The 14,834-nt window shown below is 64.5% G+C and carries 17 protein-coding genes; 5 read left to right on the forward strand and 12 right to left on the reverse strand.

Annotation, left to right across the window (positions count from 1 at the left end):
• Window position 1: 1 nt before the first annotated feature.
• Window positions 2–1,045, reverse strand: coding sequence for an ABC transporter substrate-binding protein (locus tag ACS13N_RS15985; RefSeq protein WP_438932541.1), 1,044 nt, complete (start codon window positions 1,043–1,045; stop codon window positions 2–4).
• Window positions 1,042–2,127: a LacI family DNA-binding transcriptional regulator gene (locus ACS13N_RS15990; protein ID WP_438932542.1), complete on the reverse strand. Its 1,086-nt coding sequence runs from the start codon at window positions 2,125–2,127 to the stop codon at window positions 1,042–1,044. Before ACS13N_RS15990 ends, ACS13N_RS15985 begins: the two co-directional genes overlap by 4 nt.
• Before the next feature lie 271 nt (window positions 2,128–2,398).
• Between ACS13N_RS15990 and egtB the strand changes: the two genes are divergently transcribed.
• A complete protein-coding gene (egtB, locus tag ACS13N_RS15995; protein ID WP_438932543.1) occupies window positions 2,399–3,706 on the forward strand; it encodes an ergothioneine biosynthesis protein EgtB in 1,308 nt (435 codons plus the stop codon).
• Window positions 3,707–3,740: 34 nt separating this feature from the next.
• Here egtB and ACS13N_RS16000 read toward each other — a convergent pair whose 3' ends face one another.
• From ACS13N_RS16000 to mltG, 6 genes are all read right to left on the reverse strand, one after another.
• A complete protein-coding gene (locus tag ACS13N_RS16000; protein ID WP_438932544.1) occupies window positions 3,741–4,589 on the reverse strand; it encodes an ankyrin repeat domain-containing protein in 849 nt (282 codons plus the stop codon).
• Window positions 4,573–5,376, reverse strand: a complete 804-nt coding sequence (locus tag ACS13N_RS16005) for a TatD family hydrolase (RefSeq protein WP_438932545.1) — start codon at window positions 5,374–5,376, stop codon at window positions 4,573–4,575. Before ACS13N_RS16005 ends, ACS13N_RS16000 begins: the two co-directional genes overlap by 17 nt.
• Before the next feature lie 53 nt (window positions 5,377–5,429).
• On the reverse strand, window positions 5,430–5,783 hold the full coding sequence (locus ACS13N_RS16010; RefSeq protein WP_438932546.1) for a PilZ domain-containing protein: 354 nt from the start codon (window positions 5,781–5,783) through the stop codon (window positions 5,430–5,432).
• Window positions 5,784–5,870: 87 nt separating this feature from the next.
• Window positions 5,871–6,881 carry a DNA polymerase III subunit delta' gene (locus ACS13N_RS16015; protein ID WP_438932547.1) on the reverse strand — a complete coding sequence of 337 codons (1,011 nt, stop codon included), beginning with the start codon at window positions 6,879–6,881 and terminating at the stop codon, window positions 5,871–5,873.
• An 81-nt stretch (window positions 6,882–6,962) separates the two neighbouring features.
• A complete protein-coding gene (tmk, locus tag ACS13N_RS16020) occupies window positions 6,963–7,580 on the reverse strand; it encodes a dTMP kinase (protein WP_438932548.1) in 618 nt (205 codons plus the stop codon).
• The gene (gene mltG, locus ACS13N_RS16025; RefSeq protein ID WP_438932549.1) at window positions 7,577–8,575 is read right to left on the reverse strand and encodes an endolytic transglycosylase MltG; all 999 of its coding nucleotides are present in this window, start codon (window positions 8,573–8,575) and stop codon (window positions 7,577–7,579) included. Before mltG ends, tmk begins: the two co-directional genes overlap by 4 nt.
• Before the next feature lie 133 nt (window positions 8,576–8,708).
• Here mltG and ygfZ point away from each other — a divergent pair, with 133 nt between their 5' ends.
• The 3 genes from ygfZ to ACS13N_RS16040 all read left to right on the forward strand — a co-directional run bounded on the left by ygfZ (window position 8,709) and on the right by ACS13N_RS16040 (window position 10,998).
• Complete coding sequence (gene ygfZ / locus ACS13N_RS16030) at window positions 8,709–9,749, forward strand: CAF17-like 4Fe-4S cluster assembly/insertion protein YgfZ (protein ID WP_438932550.1); 1,041 nt, start codon at window positions 8,709–8,711, stop codon at window positions 9,747–9,749.
• 24 nt (window positions 9,750–9,773) lie between these two features.
• Entirely contained in the window at window positions 9,774–10,064 is a 291-nt protein-coding gene (locus ACS13N_RS16035) for a DUF4936 family protein (protein ID WP_438932551.1), read from the forward strand.
• A 118-nt stretch (window positions 10,065–10,182) separates the two neighbouring features.
• Entirely contained in the window at window positions 10,183–10,998 is an 816-nt protein-coding gene (locus tag ACS13N_RS16040; RefSeq protein ID WP_438932552.1) for an NRDE family protein, read from the forward strand.
• A 13-nt stretch (window positions 10,999–11,011) separates the two neighbouring features.
• Here ACS13N_RS16040 and ACS13N_RS16045 read toward each other — a convergent pair whose 3' ends face one another.
• Window positions 11,012–11,908, reverse strand: a complete 897-nt coding sequence (locus ACS13N_RS16045; RefSeq protein ID WP_438932553.1) for a sterol desaturase family protein — start codon at window positions 11,906–11,908, stop codon at window positions 11,012–11,014.
• A 113-nt stretch (window positions 11,909–12,021) separates the two neighbouring features.
• Between ACS13N_RS16045 and ACS13N_RS16050 the strand changes: the two genes are divergently transcribed.
• Complete coding sequence (locus ACS13N_RS16050) at window positions 12,022–12,927, forward strand: LysR family transcriptional regulator (RefSeq protein WP_438932554.1); 906 nt, start codon at window positions 12,022–12,024, stop codon at window positions 12,925–12,927.
• 8 nt (window positions 12,928–12,935) lie between these two features.
• Here ACS13N_RS16050 and ACS13N_RS16055 read toward each other — a convergent pair whose 3' ends face one another.
• Genes ACS13N_RS16055 through ACS13N_RS16065 form a run of 3 tightly spaced genes read right to left on the reverse strand, consistent with a single transcriptional unit; the run spans window position 12,936 to window position 14,825 of the window.
• Window positions 12,936–13,382, reverse strand: coding sequence for a GNAT family N-acetyltransferase (locus ACS13N_RS16055; protein ID WP_438932555.1), 447 nt, complete (start codon window positions 13,380–13,382; stop codon window positions 12,936–12,938).
• A gap of 9 nt (window positions 13,383–13,391) precedes the next feature.
• A complete protein-coding gene (locus tag ACS13N_RS16060) occupies window positions 13,392–13,829 on the reverse strand; it encodes an acyl-CoA thioesterase (protein WP_438932556.1) in 438 nt (145 codons plus the stop codon).
• A 21-nt stretch (window positions 13,830–13,850) separates the two neighbouring features.
• Complete coding sequence (locus ACS13N_RS16065; RefSeq protein ID WP_438932557.1) at window positions 13,851–14,825, reverse strand: alpha/beta hydrolase; 975 nt, start codon at window positions 14,823–14,825, stop codon at window positions 13,851–13,853.
• Window positions 14,826–14,834 lie beyond the last annotated feature (9 nt).

Raw genomic sequence — 14,834 nt, forward strand, 5'->3', positions numbered from 1 at the left:
CTCAGCGAACCTCGTCCAGATAGCGCGTGCCGAAGGCTTGCTGGCCGGCAGCCATCTTGTTGAAGTCGACCGTCTTCACGCGGGCATATTCGCTGGCCGGCAGGAAGCGCGATGCGGCTTCCTTGCTCATGGCATTGGCGCGCACCGGGCGCAGGTAGGCGTTGGCCCACAGCGCCTGGCCTTCATCCGATAGCACGAAGTCCAGCACCTTCTTGGCGTTGTCGGCATGCGGTGCGTTGGCGGTCAGGCTCATCACGTACGGCACGGCAATCGAGCCTTCCTGCGGAATCACGAACTCCACATTGGCGTGGTCCTTGTACTTGGCGCGGTAGGCGTTGAAGTCGTAGTCGAGCAGGATCGGGATTTCACCGGCCACAACGCGGGCGTAGGCCGTCTGCTTCGGCACGATCGGCGCGTTCTTCTTCAGTTGCTTGAACCACTCGATGCCGGGGGTGAAGTTGTCCAGCGTGCCGCCCAGCGCCTGGTTGACCGCCACGGCGCCCACGTAGCCGACAAAGGCGCTGCTCGGGTCCAGGTAGCCGACCATGCCTTTGTATTCGGGCTTGAGCAGGTCTTTCCACGAGTGCGGCACGGGCTTGCCTTCCAGCGCGTCTTTGTTGACGAAGAAGCCCAGCGTGCCGGAGTGGATCGAGAAGAACGCGCCGTCCGGGTCCTTCATGCCCGCAGGAATGTCTTCCCAGTGCTTGGGCTTGTAGTTGGCGACCAGACCCTTCTCCTTGGCCTGATACGCGGACGTGATACCCAGATAGGCCACGTCCGCCACCGGATGCGACTTCTCGGCCAGCATCTGCGCGATGGCCTGGCCGGAGTTCTTGTTGTCGAACGGCACGGTGATGCCGGTCTTGTCCTTGATGGCCTTGATCTGGCTGGCCCAGTCAGCCCATTCCGGCGGGCAGTTGTAACAGATGGCGACCTGCTGGCCGGCAGGCTGGGCTTGCACCGGCGCCGCCAGCGCAAATGCGCCAGCCGCGATAGTGGCACCAGCAAGGCCGCACGCGCGCAGCCATTGAACGAGACGTTTCATCGAGACGCTCCTTGCGTATCAGACGTGAGGGAAGAAGGCACAACGGAAAGCGATGCGGGCGATGCAGAGGATGCGGGCGCCCTGGCCAGCGTGCCGCCATGCAGCAGGCGATGCGGCAGCGTGATCGATGGGACGACCTCGCCTGCGATGCGGCGGGCCAGCGCCTGGGCAGCGTCCGCGCCAATCTGGCGATGCGGTTGCGCCACCGTGGCGAGCGTGGGCATCAGCCACTGCCCCATCGCCAGGCCGTCAAAGCCGATCACGCTCACGTCTTCCGGCACACGCAGCCCCATCTCGCGCAGCGAGCGGATCGTGAGCAGCGCCAGGCGGTCGTTGCTGCAGAAGATGGCGGTCGGGCGCGGTGGCGCCAGCAGGCGGGCCAGCTCGGTGGGCAGCATGGCATCGGCGTTGAAGTCGATTTCCACGGGCGGCTGCGGGGCAATGCCGGCGGCCTCCAGCGCTTCGCGGTAGCCCTCGTGGCGCAGCGCGGCGCGGTCAGACGCCGACAGCGTGCCGGTCAGCATGCGGATCTGCCGATGCCCTTGCGCCAGCAACGCGCGGATGGCGTCGCGCGCAGCGGCCCGGTTGTCGACCGTGACGCAGCAGCGTGCAGGAATGCGCGGCTGCTCGACGGTGTCGTTGTAGACCAGCACGTACGGCACGTGCTCGGCGTCCAGTCGATCGAGGTGTGGGTTGGCGGCGGCATCGGCCACCGTCAGGATCAGGCCGTCGACGCGCTGCTCGAGCATGGTCTCGATGGCGCGGGCTTCGCGCTCGCGGTCGTAGGCGGTGGTCATGAGCATGACGCGCTGGCCCGTGACGGAGGCCGCGTCTTCAATGCCCTGCATGCACTCGGCAAACACCGGGTTGGCCAGCGACGGCAGCACCACGCCCAGCAGCCCCGTGCGGGTCGCCCGCAGTTGGCGGCCCAGCGCGTTGGGGCGGTACTGCAGCGCATCCATTGCGGCCTGCACGCGGGCGAGCGTCTCGGCGCTCACGCGCTCGGGCGTATTGACCGCACGCGACACCGTGGCGATGGAGATGCCCGCCCGCGTTGCCACGTCCTTGATGCTGCTTGCCACGGCGCCCTCGCTTGAATTTGTAAACGTTTACATCCTAGGCAACCGGAGTGACTGTTTCGTGACAAGCGATGCTGCACCGCCGCTACCATTGCAACGCAGCATGGCGGCTGTTGCGCATAGCAAAGTTACAAAGCTCGCATATGCTTCTTACGAAACCGGAACATGCGCAGGCAAACGCAGTGCACCAGCGTGCGCTTCACAGCATGGCCCGCTTGCTGCTCTGTCGTTCTGACCGCCAGTTCTTGCCGCCAGCCTGGAGACTGAAGACGTCATGCGTGTATCGCCCGCCTTCGATGTGCCCGCCAATACCCTGTCAGCCCTGCCCGATCTCCTGCTGCACTACGACGCCGTACGGGCACAGTCCCTGGCGCTGGCTGCGCCGCTGTCGGATGCCGATGCCACCGTCCAATCCATGGACGATGCCAGCCCCGCCAAATGGCACCTGGCCCACACCACGTGGTTCTTCGAGGAATTCATCCTCGGCCCCAACCTGCCCGGCTACCGCTCACCGGATGCGTGCTACCGCTATCTGTTCAACTCGTACTACGAGACCGTCGGTGCACGACACCCACGTCCGCGCCGGGGCATGCTTACGCGCCCGACGCTCGACGAGGTGCGCACCTATCGCGCGCATGTGGATACGGCCATGCAACGGTTACTGGCTGACGGCGTATCGACAGAACTCGCCAGGTTGATCAAGCTTGGGCTGCACCACGAACAGCAGCACCAGGAACTGCTCTTGACCGATCTACTGCACCTGTTTGCGCAGAACCCGCTGTGTCCGGCTTACGCGCAGACGCAGCCCGCGCCCGTGCGGGCTGCCGGCAAGCAACCGGGCTGGGTTGAATTTCAAGGCGGCGCTGTGCAGATCGGCAAAACCGACTCCGGCGCCGATTTCATGTTCGATTGCGAAGGCCCGCGGCACACCGTCTGGCTGGAGCCCTATGCACTGGCAACACACCCCGTCACCAACCGTGAGTGGATCGCATTCATGGAGGACGGCGGCTATCGTCAGCCTACGCTGTGGCTGTCCGATGGCTGGGCCTGGGTGCAGCGCGAAGGCATCGATGCCCCGCTCCACTGGCGCGCCGGAGCAGACGAGGGAGCGCGTTGGCAGCAGATGTCGCTGCACGGCCTGCAGCCGGTGGATCTGGATGCGCCCGTCACGCACGTCAGCTTTTACGAGGCTGACGCCTACGCCCGCTGGGCTGGCGCCCGCCTGCCCAGCGAGGCCGAATGGGAACACGCCGCCGAGGGCATGCCGGTGCAAGGCAACTTCGTCGATCGCGGTGCGCTCAGGCCCCTGCCCGACCACGGCATCACCCAGGCGGGTGGCTTACGTCAACTGTTCGGGGATGTGTGGGAATGGACTGCCAGCCCCTATGGCCCCTACCCGGGCTTTCAGCCGGCCGAGGGCGCCGTGGGTGAGTACAACGGCAAGTTCATGTGCAGCCAGATGGTGCTGCGCGGCGGGTCGTGCGTGTCACCCGAGGGGCATCTGCGGGCGACATACCGCAATTTCTTCTATCCGCACCAGCGGTGGCAGTTCACCGGGGTGCGGCTGGCGCGACGGGCGTGATGCGCATCGCGCCCGGCCGCAATGCGGCCGGTACCTAGCGGTTGCTGTCGAACAGCATGTTGGTTGGGGTGCCGATCGCATCCTGGCTACGCGGTGCCGCTTCAGCCGGTTTGGCGGCCGGCATCGGCGTTGGCGCATCGGGCACCTGGGGCTTGGCAGGCTGAGCGGTTGCCGTCGCCGGCGCCTGTACTGCAGCCGGCTTGCCCGCCTGCTCCGCCAGCTTGCGCCGGCGTGACTCCAGCCCCGTCGCGATCTCGTCCTGGTGATACCGCTTGGCAAAGTCGATCACGTCCATCTTCTGCTGGTTGCGCAGGTTCATGTCCGCGCCCTCGTCCAGCAGCAGCTTGACCGTGGTGATGTGGCCGTTCATGGCCGCCATCATCAGCGGCGTCGTGGCGTTGGGGCTTTCCGCGTCGATGTAGGCGGCGTGGTCGAGCAGATATTTGACGACGTCGTCATACCCATTGGTGGCGGCGTAGTGCAGCGCGGTCCAGCCGGTCTTGTTGACCTCCACGTCGTACGTTTCCACCATCAGCTTCACCATGGGCAGCAGGCCCTGGTAGGCGGCCATCATCAGGGCGTTTTCGCCGGCGGCGTTGGTGCGCTCGAAATCGATGTTCTTGGCGCGGATCAGCGCCGCGGCCACTTCGAGATTCTTGTCCTTGAGCGCATCCACCAGCAGCGGTGTGCCTTCGCGCGTGTTCAGGTTCGGGTCGACGCCCTGCGCGACATATTTTTGCACCAGCACCGGCCGGTTGTATTCGACGGCAGCACGCAGGTCATCCTGCGGCGTGGCGAATGCGGCGCCCGACAGCGCCACGGTCAGCCCAGCGGCCAATACGATTTTCTTCATGCCGTGCGTCAAGTTATCGCGGTATTGCATTGAATAGATTGAAGAAATTCTCAGTCGTTACGCCGGCGATACGGTCCAGCGGCTCCCCGCGCAGCGTCGCGATGAATTCGCCTACGTGCCGCACATAGGCCGGCTCGTTGGTCTTGCCGCGAAACGGTACCGGCGCCAGGTAAGGCGAATCGGTCTCGATCAGCATGCGGTCCAGCGGCACCTTCTTGGCGGTTTCCTGCAGATCTACCGCATTCTTGAACGTGACGATGCCCGAGAACGAGATGTAAAAGCCCAGGTCCAGCGCGGCCTTGGCCACATCCCAGCTTTCGGTAAAGCAATGCATGACACCGCGCGCGGTCTGGGCGTCTTCTTCACGCATGATCGCCAGCGTGTCATCCGCCGATGAGCGTGTGTGGATCACCAGCGGCTTGCCGGTCTGCTTGGAGGCGCGGATATGGGTGCGAAAACGCTCACGCTGCCATTCCATGTCGGCCACGGTGCGGTCACCCAGGCGGTAGTAATCGAGCCCGGTCTCGCCGATGCCGACCACACGCGGGTGATCGGCCAGCGCCAGCAGGCGCTCCAGCGTCGGCTCTTCAATGCGCGTGCCTTCTTCGATGTCCGCTTCGGCATCCGGGTGCACGCCCACGGTGGCGTACACGTTCGGCTCCTGCTCGGCGATCTCCAGCACGCTCGGGAAGTCTTCCAGCGTGACGGAGATGCACAGCGCATGCGTGACGCGGTTCTCACGCATGCGGGTCAACAACTCCGGCAGGCGCGCCCGGAGATCCGGGAAGTTGATATGGCAGTGGGAATCGACAAACATCGAATAATCAGAAGGTTACGGCACAAATTTCATGCGTCGCATCAGGAAAAACATCAGAGCGTTTGCGTGGGCCGCTGCGAGTTGATCTGCTTGCCCAGCAGCTCCTCAACCACGCGACGCAGCACGCGGCACGGCTCGTCTTCACCCAGGTGCACGCCGATCCCCGGCGTCTTGTTGGGCGTGCCGACCGGCGTGATCCAGGCCACCTTGCCGGCCACCTGGTATTTTTGCGGACGGTCCAGCAGTGACAGCACGAGGAAGACGTCTTCCCCGATACGGTACGGGCGCTGGGTCGGCACGAAGATGCCGCCATTCTTAAGGAACGGCATATAGGCGGCATGCAGGCCGGCCTCATCCTTGATGGCCAGGGAGACGATGCCCGGGCGCGTCGGGGCGCCGGCGGCCATGCCGGGAGCGGCAGGAGCGCCAGGGGTAACCGGTGTACCAGGCGTGCGAAGAGGTGCAGTGCTCACAGAGGTTCCAGGAGTTCAGTGTCAGGCAGCCGGAAAGAGCTGCCGGTAATCCAGCAAAAGGCTTTCGATGACAAGGCGCGCAGCCAGTGGGTGCTGCTCGGTGCGACGCCGCTCGGGCAAGGCACGCGCGAAACGTTCCAGGCGGTCCAGCGGAATGGTGCTGGCGCAGCGCTGCAATGCGTCGCGTTGCCCCGGGAAATACCGCGGACGCCCCGCCAGCCGCGCCGCCATCAGATCAAAGACCCATCGGTGCATGGTACTGAGAACGGCTGGAACCGACAATTTCTGTAAATGATCGGCGGTGGCCAGTGCGTCCAGCTTCGCGCCCTGGCCGAGCTGCTCGAGCAGAAACTGCAACAGCGGCCGATCTTCGGACTCAGCGGCCGCCAGCGCGGCCAGCGGTGCGTTGCCGTACTCGGCCAGCAGGTTCTGTGCGTGCGGCACCCCCTGCCGCTCCAGCCACTGGCGTGCAGCCTCAGGCTGCGGCGGCTGCAGCGGAAACTGCCGGCAGCGCGACAGGATGGTCGGCAGGATGCGGTCGATGCGGTCCGTCACCAGCAAGAAGACGGTGTCCTGCGGCGGCTCTTCCAGCGTCTTGAGCAACGCGTTGGCGCCTTCGGTCTGCAGCGCATCCAGCGGATACAGCACCACCACGCGCAGCCCAGCCCGGTGCGTACCCATACCAATGCCATCGATCAGGTTGCGCACCTGCTCCATACGGATGATCTTGCTGGGCGCCTTCTTCTTGCCTTCGGCGTCCTTCTCGGTCTCCGGCGCCTCTTCCATGGCCTCGGGCCGCACGAGGTGGAAATCCGGATGGTTGCCCTGCGCGAACCAGTTGCACGCGGCGCACGTACCGCACGGTTGACCGTCGGTGGCGGGCGTGTCGCACAGCAGGCCCTGCGCAAAGTGCATGGCGAAATCGCGCTTGCCAGTGCCGGCCTGCCCGTTCAGCAGGATGGCGTGCGGCAGTTTGGCTCGCATCGCCTGCAGGCGTGCCCAGTCAGCGGATTGCCAAGGATAAAGCATCATAAATCAATGGGTTACGCTAGATTGTAGATGCGAAAACTCGCCGTGAAACCATTATTTCGGTATTAGAAATTGCACGCAAAATCAAAGCGTTGCAAGCAACATCTCTAAGTCTTTCTGGAGTTCGGTACGCTCGCGGTTGGCATTCAGGACGACGAAACGCTGCGGCTCGGCAGCGGCCCGGCGCAGGTACTCGGCACGCGTGCGCAGGAAGAACTGAGCCGACTCCGCTTCGAACTTGTCGGGCGTGCGGGCGTCGGCCAGGCGCGCGGCGGCAATTTCGGGGGCGAGGTCAAAGAGGATGGTCTTGGTTGGCTGCAGGCCCTGCTGCACCCACTGCTCCAGCGCTTCGAGCCGATCGATGGCCAGCCCTCTGCCCCCGCCCTGGTAGGCGAAGGTGGCGTCGGTGAAGCGGTCGGAGATGACCCAGTCGCCAGCGTCGAGCGCGGGCTGAATCACCTCGGCGATGTGCTCGCGGCGGCTGGCGAACATCAGCAGCGCTTCGGTTTCCAGGTGCATGCGCTCGTGCAGCAGCACCTCACGCAGGCGCTCGCCCAGCGGGGTGCCACCCGGCTCACGGGTGACGACCACCTTTTTGCCCTGCGGTGCGAGCTTGGCCTGCAATTGCTGGGCGAACCACGCCAGGTGCGTGCTTTTGCCCGCACCGTCGATGCCTTCGAATGTGATGAACTTGCCAGTCATGGTTGGCCGCGCACGTATTTATTGACGGCCCGGTTGTGGTCCGTCAGGTTGGTCGAAAACTGGCTGCTGCCGTCGCCGCGCGCCACAAAGTACAGCGCATCGGATATCGCCGGGTTCAGCGCCGCCTGCAGCGAGGCCATGCCCGGCAGCGAAATCGGCGTAGGCGGCAGACCAGCGCGCGTGTAGGTGTTGTACGGCGTGTCGGCCTGCAGGTCACGCTTGCGCAAGTTGCCGTCGAATCCGGCGCCAATGCCGTAGATGACAGTCGGGTCCGTCTGCAGCAGCATGTTCTTGCGCAGACGGTTGACGAACACCGCCGCAATCATCGGCCGGTCGATCTTCTGGCCGGTCTCCTTTTCGATGATGGAGGCCATGGTCAGGGCTTCGTACGGCGTCTTGTAAGGCAGGTCGAGCGGCCGCTTGGCCCAGGCGTCTGCCAAGCGCTTCTGCATGGCCTGGTAGGCGTGGCGATAGAGCTCCACGTCGCTACTGCCGCGCGCAAAGAGATAGGTGTCGGGGAAGAACAGGCCCTCAGGATTGGCCTCGGGCGCACCGATCTTGCGCATCAGATCTGCGTCGGACAGGCCCACCGTGTCGTGCTTGAGCGCCGGCTCCGCGTCGACCACCGTCCGCATCTGCCGCATCGACCAGCCCTCAATGACGGTGACGACGTAGTGCGTGACCTCGCCACGCGCCATCTTGTCGAGGATGGACATGGGCGTGGCGCCCGCTTCCAGTTCATAGCCACCAGCCTTCAGGCTCTTGGCGTTGCCGGTGGCGCGCGCCACCAGCGAGAACAATTGCGGTTGCACACCCACGCCCGCACCGGCGAGCTGCTTGCCGACCGAGATTGCGCTCGAGTTCGGCTTGATCACGACTTCCAGCGACGGGGCCGGAAGGTTCACCGGCTGCTGGGCCCACCACACCACGCCGCCTGCCGCAGCAAGCGCGATCAGGATTGCCAGAACAACCAGGCGTTTGAGAAAAGAGAACATTGCGTTGTGAATCTATGCGCGGAACCGCCCGACCATGGCCTTGTCCGCACTCTTGAAATGGGTTGAGAGGGCACAAACTGCCCGTCAGACAGCCTCATATAATACCGGGTCAACCTCTGGCAGCCTGCACACCATGAATGACGTTTTTCAGGATTTCGTCGATACGCTCAGCTTTCAGCCGCTCGACGTACAGTTTGACGCCGCAGCACGCGGCAACGTTCTGTGCCCGCCGACCAATCTTGCGCGCATTGCCGTTGAAGGCGCCGATGCGGCCGAGTTTCTCCATAACCAGTTGACCAACGCCGTCACGGGCCTGGGGCCCAGCCAAGCGCGCCTGGCTGGCTATTGCTCGCCCAAGGGTCGCCTGCTGGCCACGCTGTTGATGTGGCGCCAAGCCGATACGATCGTACTGCAGGCTGACAAGCTGGTCGCCCCGGCACTCACCAAAAGGCTGTCGATGTTCGTGCTGCGCGCCAAGGCCAAGCTGCGCCCGATGGACGAGTTCATCGCCATCGGCATCGCCGGGCCGGATGCAGCCGATGCCCTGCGCGAGGCCGGCGCCGTGTTGCCGGAGTCGGACGCCATCTACGCCGTTGCACAGCAGCCGGCCACGGTAGGCCAGCAAGTTGGCGCCGTCATCCGCCTGCCGGACGCAAACGGCCGCCCGCGCTACCAGTGGATGGTCCATGCCGAGCATTTCCAGCATGCTTGGAAGACACTGTCGTCGCGCCTGTCGCTGATCGGCACCGAAGTGTGGGACTGGCTAAGCCTGCAAGCAGGTGTGCCGCAGATCACCCTGCCCACGCAAGAGCAGTTCGTGCCGCAGATGGTGAACCTGGAACTGCTGGGCGGTGTCGATTTCAAGAAGGGCTGCTACCCCGGCCAGGAAATCGTCGCACGCAGCCAGTATCGCGGCACACTCAAGCGGCGCATGCAGCGCGCGCACGTACAAGCGCCCACTTCCGCCGGCGCCGAGGTGTATAGCGCGGCCGATCCGAATCAGCCGTGCGGCATGGTCGTCAACGCGGCCATGGCGCCAGATGGCGGCACCGACCTGCTGGTCGAGCTGAAGCTGGACGCGCTCGACACCGTCATCCACCTCGCCACGTTTGATGGCCCTGTGCTGACGCTGCAGAGCCTGCCGTACACGATTCCCGTGGCGCAAGACGCCTGACGCGCCCAACACCGGACACCGACCATGGCCGACCACCTGTTCGTCTACTTCCGCATTGCCGAGCGTGACACTGCCGCTGCCCTGCCGCGCTGGCAGCGCTGGCTCGACACGGTGGAAGAAGCAACCGGCGTGGCCGGCACGGTGATGCGTCGCCCCGAACTACGCGACGGGCAGGCCACGTGGATGGAGTGCTATCACGATATCCCGCCCGCCTTTGCCGCCACGCTGGCCGGCCTGTGGGAGACCGGCGGCCCGCGCGAATTTGTCGCGAGCGAGCGCCATGCAGAGCTTTTCGTCGATCTGGAAAACGGCTAGCCACGCACCCACGTAATCGTCATCGCAAAAGTTCGGCTGGCTGCTATGCTTGGCCGAAGCCCTCGCGACACAGGTCGTCACATTGACCACGCGCGCGGCATGTTCAAAGGAAGTGCTCATGTGTTTGGTTCTCACGGCCTGGCACGCCCACCCCGCCTACGCGCTGGTGGTGGCCGCCAACCGGGACGAATTTTATGACCGCCCTGCCGCGCCGCTGGCGTGGTGGAGCGATGCGCCCAACGTGCTCGCCGGACGGGATCTGGCTCAGGTGGTCGGGCACGCAGGCACCTGGATGGGGATGACACGCGACGGCCGTTTTGCCGCGCTCACCAACTACCGCGCGCCCTCCGAGCGCCGCCCGGATGCGCGTTCGCGGGGTGAATTGGTCTCCAATTTCCTGACGGCAGAAGAGGCATCGATCCCGACGTATCTCGACAGCCTGACCACCCGCGATCGTGCCTACAACGGCTACAACCTGCTGACCGCCACGCGTGACGAACTCTGGTGGACCAGCAACCGCGCAGATGCCCCGCGCAAGCTGGCGCCCGGCGTGTATGGGCTATCGAATGCATTGCTCGACACGCCGTGGTTCAAGGTGCGCCACCGCATGGCCGCATTTGCCGAGGCCCTGGCCGCCGATACCGGCCGGCACGGCAACGCCCTGGACGTGTCGCGCTACATCAACCTGATGGCCGAAACGCGGGAAGCGCCCACCGGCGCCCTGCCTGCCACCGGCGTGGCACCTGAGTGGGAAAAACTGCTCTCTGCCGCGTTCATCCGCTCGCCGCGTTACGGCACACGTGCCACCACCGTGCTGCGCATCCGTCACGACGGCTGCTTCGACGTGACCGAGCGCCGCTTCGACGCGCAAGGCCAGATTGGTGAGACGCGCTACCTCGGCGCGCTCGATACCGTCACGCACGCCGATACGTAAGCGCCAAGCCGATTCATGCCGCCTCTTGGTTGGCGGCAGCAAGCTGGTCAATTTCGGTGATAGCCGCCCCGCCCGGGCGCAGCGCTGAATGCTCGCGCTTGGACTGCACCAGGGGATAGAACATCTGCGCGGTCCAGCGCTCCTCCCCAAACAGCACGTCATCCTGCAGGCCGATCTGCGCGGGGTACTTGCGTGTGATGTGGGCCGTGCCGAACAGTACATCCCAGAAGAACAGCAAGTTACCGAAATTGCCCTTGTAGTGGCCGATGCCGTCGGCATTGGTGAGCGCGTGGTGCGCCCAGTGCGTAGCGGGCGTGGAGATGGTGCGCTCGATTACCCACATCAGCGGGCGCAACGCACGAATGCGGTACAGCGGCGCATCCCACGGCCAGGCGCAATGCGCGCCCAGAATGACGGCGATTTTCACCACCAGATACACCCCATAGACGCTGCCGAACCCCAAGTAGACCGCCACGCCACCGATCCACAGGCCCGGCATCATCAAGTAATAGAAGAAGTTGTTGCGGTACGTGATGCGCACGCTCATGTACGACGAGCTGTGGTGCGCACGGTGCAGCGGCCACAGCAACGGCGTATGTGATGCGCGGTGCCACAGATATTGCGTGAGGTCATCGCCGATCAGCAGCAGGCCGGCCATGGCCCACCACGGCAGATTGGCCCAGGCGTTGTGCTGCGCGGGCATGAGCCAGTTGCACAGCGCGTTGCTGCCGAGCAGCGCGATCGGCTGGGTGATGGCGACCAGGCTGACGAACATCAGCACTTCCAGCCATGTGTCGTTGGCGGTGGCCTTGCCGCTGACGCTCGCCTGGTAGCGCCGGGTGACGAACTCCATGGCGCCAAAACCCAGGATGCAGGCGCTGATCAGGAGCAATTGGAGTTGCGAACTCATTGGGGGTGTCTCCTCGCTTTTGCTGCGAACTCTTGTGGAGACAAGGCTAGGAGTGGCAATTCAATGCGTCCAATGCATAATGAACATCCATTCAATGCAATAGACGCAACACCATGGACTTGCGCCGCCTGAGTCACGTCGTTGCCCTGGCTGACACCCTGCACTTCGCTCGCGCCGCCGAGCTGGCACACCTGAGCCAACCCGCCTTCAGTCGCAGCATCCAGGCTATTGAAGACGACCTGGGCATCCGCCTGTTCGACCGGGATGTGGGCGGCGTGCGCCCCACCGCCGCCGGTGAATTCGTGATCGCGCGCGGGCGCAAGCTGCTGTTCGAGGCGCGTTGCCTGCAGCGTGACGTGGATCTGTACCGCGACAGCCAATTAGGCGATACCGCCTTCGGTGTGGGCCCACTGCTGACCGCCACGCTTATGCCGCAAGCGCTGCGCGCATTACGGCAGCAGCATCCGCAGGTAGCGATGCGCATGGAAGTCGGCAACTGGGTACAACTGCTGGAAAGCCTGCGCATGGAGAGCATCGAATTCTTCGCCGCCGACGTGCGCGACATGCCAAAAGATGCCGCGCTCGACATCCAGCCGATCGGTGGTCAGCCGCCTCACCTCTACGTGCGGGCCGGCCATCCGCTGGCCGAGGGCGAACACACGCTTCGCGAAGTCTGGGAGTACGGCATTGCCGTGCCAAAACTGCTGAGCCCGTCAAAGGTGGAATTGGCCAACCTCCTGGGCCTGCCCGCAGGCCAGGAAGCCGGCATCGCGCTCGAATGCGACAACTACGGTGTGCTCAAAACGGTGGCGCTCACCACCGACACCGTGCTGGGCGCAACGGATGCTGCCGTACGAGAAGAACTGGAATCCGGCGCGCTGGTCCGGCTGGCGGTGAAAGGCTGGCTGTCGCCGCCCTCCATCACGGGGATCGTGCGGCTGCACGGCAGAACCGCATCGCCGGCAGCGCAGGCGGCCATCGCAGCAATTGTGCGGGCCGCCCAGGCGATCAACGTATAGCCGAGCTGCTACAGTACGCGGCGCATGGTCCGGTGCGGAATGCCGGCTTCTTCAAACTCCGCGCCCTCGGCCGTGAAGCCGGCGCGGGTATAGAACGGCATGGCGTGGGTTTGCGCATTCAGGATCAATTCCGGGTAACCGAGCGATCGGGCCTTGTCGATCAACGCGTCCAGCACGCGTGCTCCAACGCCTGTGCCGCGCGCTTCCTTGCGTACCGCCATGCGGCCGATATGGCCATCGGGTAGCAGGCGGCCGGTGGCAACCGAACGGCCCGCGGTGTCGCGCGCCAGAGCGTGCCAGCACTGGTCGTCCCACTCGTCCCATTCGAGTTCGACAGGAACGCCCTGCTCGATGACAAACACGTCGTAGCGGATGGCGCGCGCTTCTTCGCGCACGGCGTCCCAGCGGTCGACTTCAACACCGGCAAGCGGGCGGACAGATTCAGGGGCAGTCATGCTCAGTTCTCACACTTCAGGCTTCAGTACTTCAAAATTGTGGATGCGATCGCGCAGCGTGTCAGGAATCGGTGCCGAGGTCTGCGTGGCCGGATCAGCGCACACGTAGATGACTTCACCGGTGACGAGGTGCTCGTCTGCGCGATACATCTCGATGATAAAACGCATGCTGGAGCGGCCCAGGCGCGCCACGCGACAACGCAGGTCCAGCTCGTCGTCAAAACGCGCGGACGCGTGGTATTCGAGCGCGGATTTGACCACGTAGAAATCGACACCAAACGTATCAACCACGTCCACCGGATACCGCACGCCGATGCTGCGCCAGTACTCGGTGATGCACACGTCGGCATACAGCAGGTAGTGGCCGTTGAAGACGATGCTCTGTGCATCGACTTCGGCCCAGCGCACGCGCAGCGGCGTGCTGTGGCGGAAATCCTCGATCGCCATGCGATCTCCTCTCGTTGTGGCTTATTCCGTCTCGGTGCCGAAGGCGCGGCGCAGCGCGTTGGCGGCGTCACGGTGCGCGTCTTCGACGGCCGGCACGAAGCGGCCGATCTTGAAGAAGTCGTGGATCATGCCTTCGTACAGCTTCAGCTCGACCGGCACGCCGGCATCGCGCAGCTTGTGTGCGTAGCCGATGCCCGCATCGCGGATGGGGTCGAAACCGGCCACGGCAACCCACGCAGGGCAGACACCCTGCACGTCTGCACCCTTCCCGCCTGCGTCCAGCGGGGCGAAACGCCAGTCGTCGCGATCGGCGTCGGTGCGCAGGTATTGCGAGAAGAACCAGTGGATCATCTCCTGCGTGAGCAGGTAGCCCTCGGCGAATTCACGGTGCGACGGTGTGTTCTCGTATGCAGTGGTGCCGGGGTAGACCAGCAACTGCAGCACGGGCTCAAAGCCGCGATTGCGCGCTTCGATGGCCGTGACAGCCGCCAGCGTACCGCCCGCGCTGTCGCCACCGAACGCAATGCGCGCAGGGTCGGCGCCGATGATGGCGGCTTCATCGAACACCCACTGCAGCACATCGAAGGCATCGTTGGCGGCGGTCGGGAATTTCCAATCTGGCCCGAGCCGGTAATCGACCGACAACACCATCGCGCCGGATTTGGCGGCAAGCGACCGGCACAACTGATCGTGCGTCTTGATACTACCCACCGTAAAACCACCACCATGGAAGTACACCAGCAACGGCAGCGGATCGGCCCAGCTCGCCTCGCGCGCAGCGTACGTGCGAATCGGAATGACATAGCCATCGCGCGCCGTGACCGTCAGATCATGTACGGCTTCGAGCGGAATGGTCGGGATGTCGACGATGGGGCTGCTCTTTTCGTAGGCGATCTTGGCGTCGGCGGGGTCGAGCGCGTTCAGCGGCGGACGCTTGGCACGCGCCACCAGGTCGAGCAACTGGGCAACGTGCGGATCGAGAGACGGGGACTGCATGGGGGTGTT

Origin of the sequence: Ralstonia sp. 24A2 (genome assembly GCF_051783885.1) — a bacterium.
Lineage (GTDB): Bacteria > Pseudomonadota > Gammaproteobacteria > Burkholderiales > Burkholderiaceae > Ralstonia.

Coding starts and splice junctions, on each gene's coding strand:
- ACS13N_RS16010 (WP_438932546.1), bottom strand. CDS start 5,783: ATGGCCGCCGGCGCCCCGACGCGCCCGGGCATCGTCTCCCTGGCCATC.
- ACS13N_RS16000 (WP_438932544.1), bottom strand. CDS start 4,589: ATGCAATACCGCGATAACTTGACGCACGGCATGAAGAAAATCGTATTG.
- ACS13N_RS16015 (WP_438932547.1), bottom strand. CDS start 6,881: ATGATGCTTTATCCTTGGCAATCCGCTGACTGGGCACGCCTGCAGGCG.
- ACS13N_RS16005 (WP_438932545.1), bottom strand. CDS start 5,376: ATGTTTGTCGATTCCCACTGCCATATCAACTTCCCGGATCTCCGGGCG.
- ACS13N_RS16050 (WP_438932554.1), top strand. CDS start 12,022: ATGGACTTGCGCCGCCTGAGTCACGTCGTTGCCCTGGCTGACACCCTG.
- ygfZ (WP_438932550.1), top strand. CDS start 8,709: ATGAATGACGTTTTTCAGGATTTCGTCGATACGCTCAGCTTTCAGCCG.
- ACS13N_RS16045 (WP_438932553.1), bottom strand. CDS start 11,908: ATGAGTTCGCAACTCCAATTGCTCCTGATCAGCGCCTGCATCCTGGGT.
- ACS13N_RS16040 (WP_438932552.1), top strand. CDS start 10,183: ATGTGTTTGGTTCTCACGGCCTGGCACGCCCACCCCGCCTACGCGCTG.
- egtB (WP_438932543.1), top strand. CDS start 2,399: ATGCGTGTATCGCCCGCCTTCGATGTGCCCGCCAATACCCTGTCAGCC.
- ACS13N_RS16055 (WP_438932555.1), bottom strand. CDS start 13,382: ATGACTGCCCCTGAATCTGTCCGCCCGCTTGCCGGTGTTGAAGTCGAC.
- ACS13N_RS16035 (WP_438932551.1), top strand. CDS start 9,774: ATGGCCGACCACCTGTTCGTCTACTTCCGCATTGCCGAGCGTGACACT.
- ACS13N_RS16065 (WP_438932557.1), bottom strand. CDS start 14,825: ATGCAGTCCCCGTCTCTCGATCCGCACGTTGCCCAGTTGCTCGACCTG.
- tmk (WP_438932548.1), bottom strand. CDS start 7,580: ATGACTGGCAAGTTCATCACATTCGAAGGCATCGACGGTGCGGGCAAA.
- ACS13N_RS15985 (WP_438932541.1), bottom strand. CDS start 1,045: ATGAAACGTCTCGTTCAATGGCTGCGCGCGTGCGGCCTTGCTGGTGCC.
- ACS13N_RS16060 (WP_438932556.1), bottom strand. CDS start 13,829: ATGGCGATCGAGGATTTCCGCCACAGCACGCCGCTGCGCGTGCGCTGG.
- mltG (WP_438932549.1), bottom strand. CDS start 8,575: ATGTTCTCTTTTCTCAAACGCCTGGTTGTTCTGGCAATCCTGATCGCG.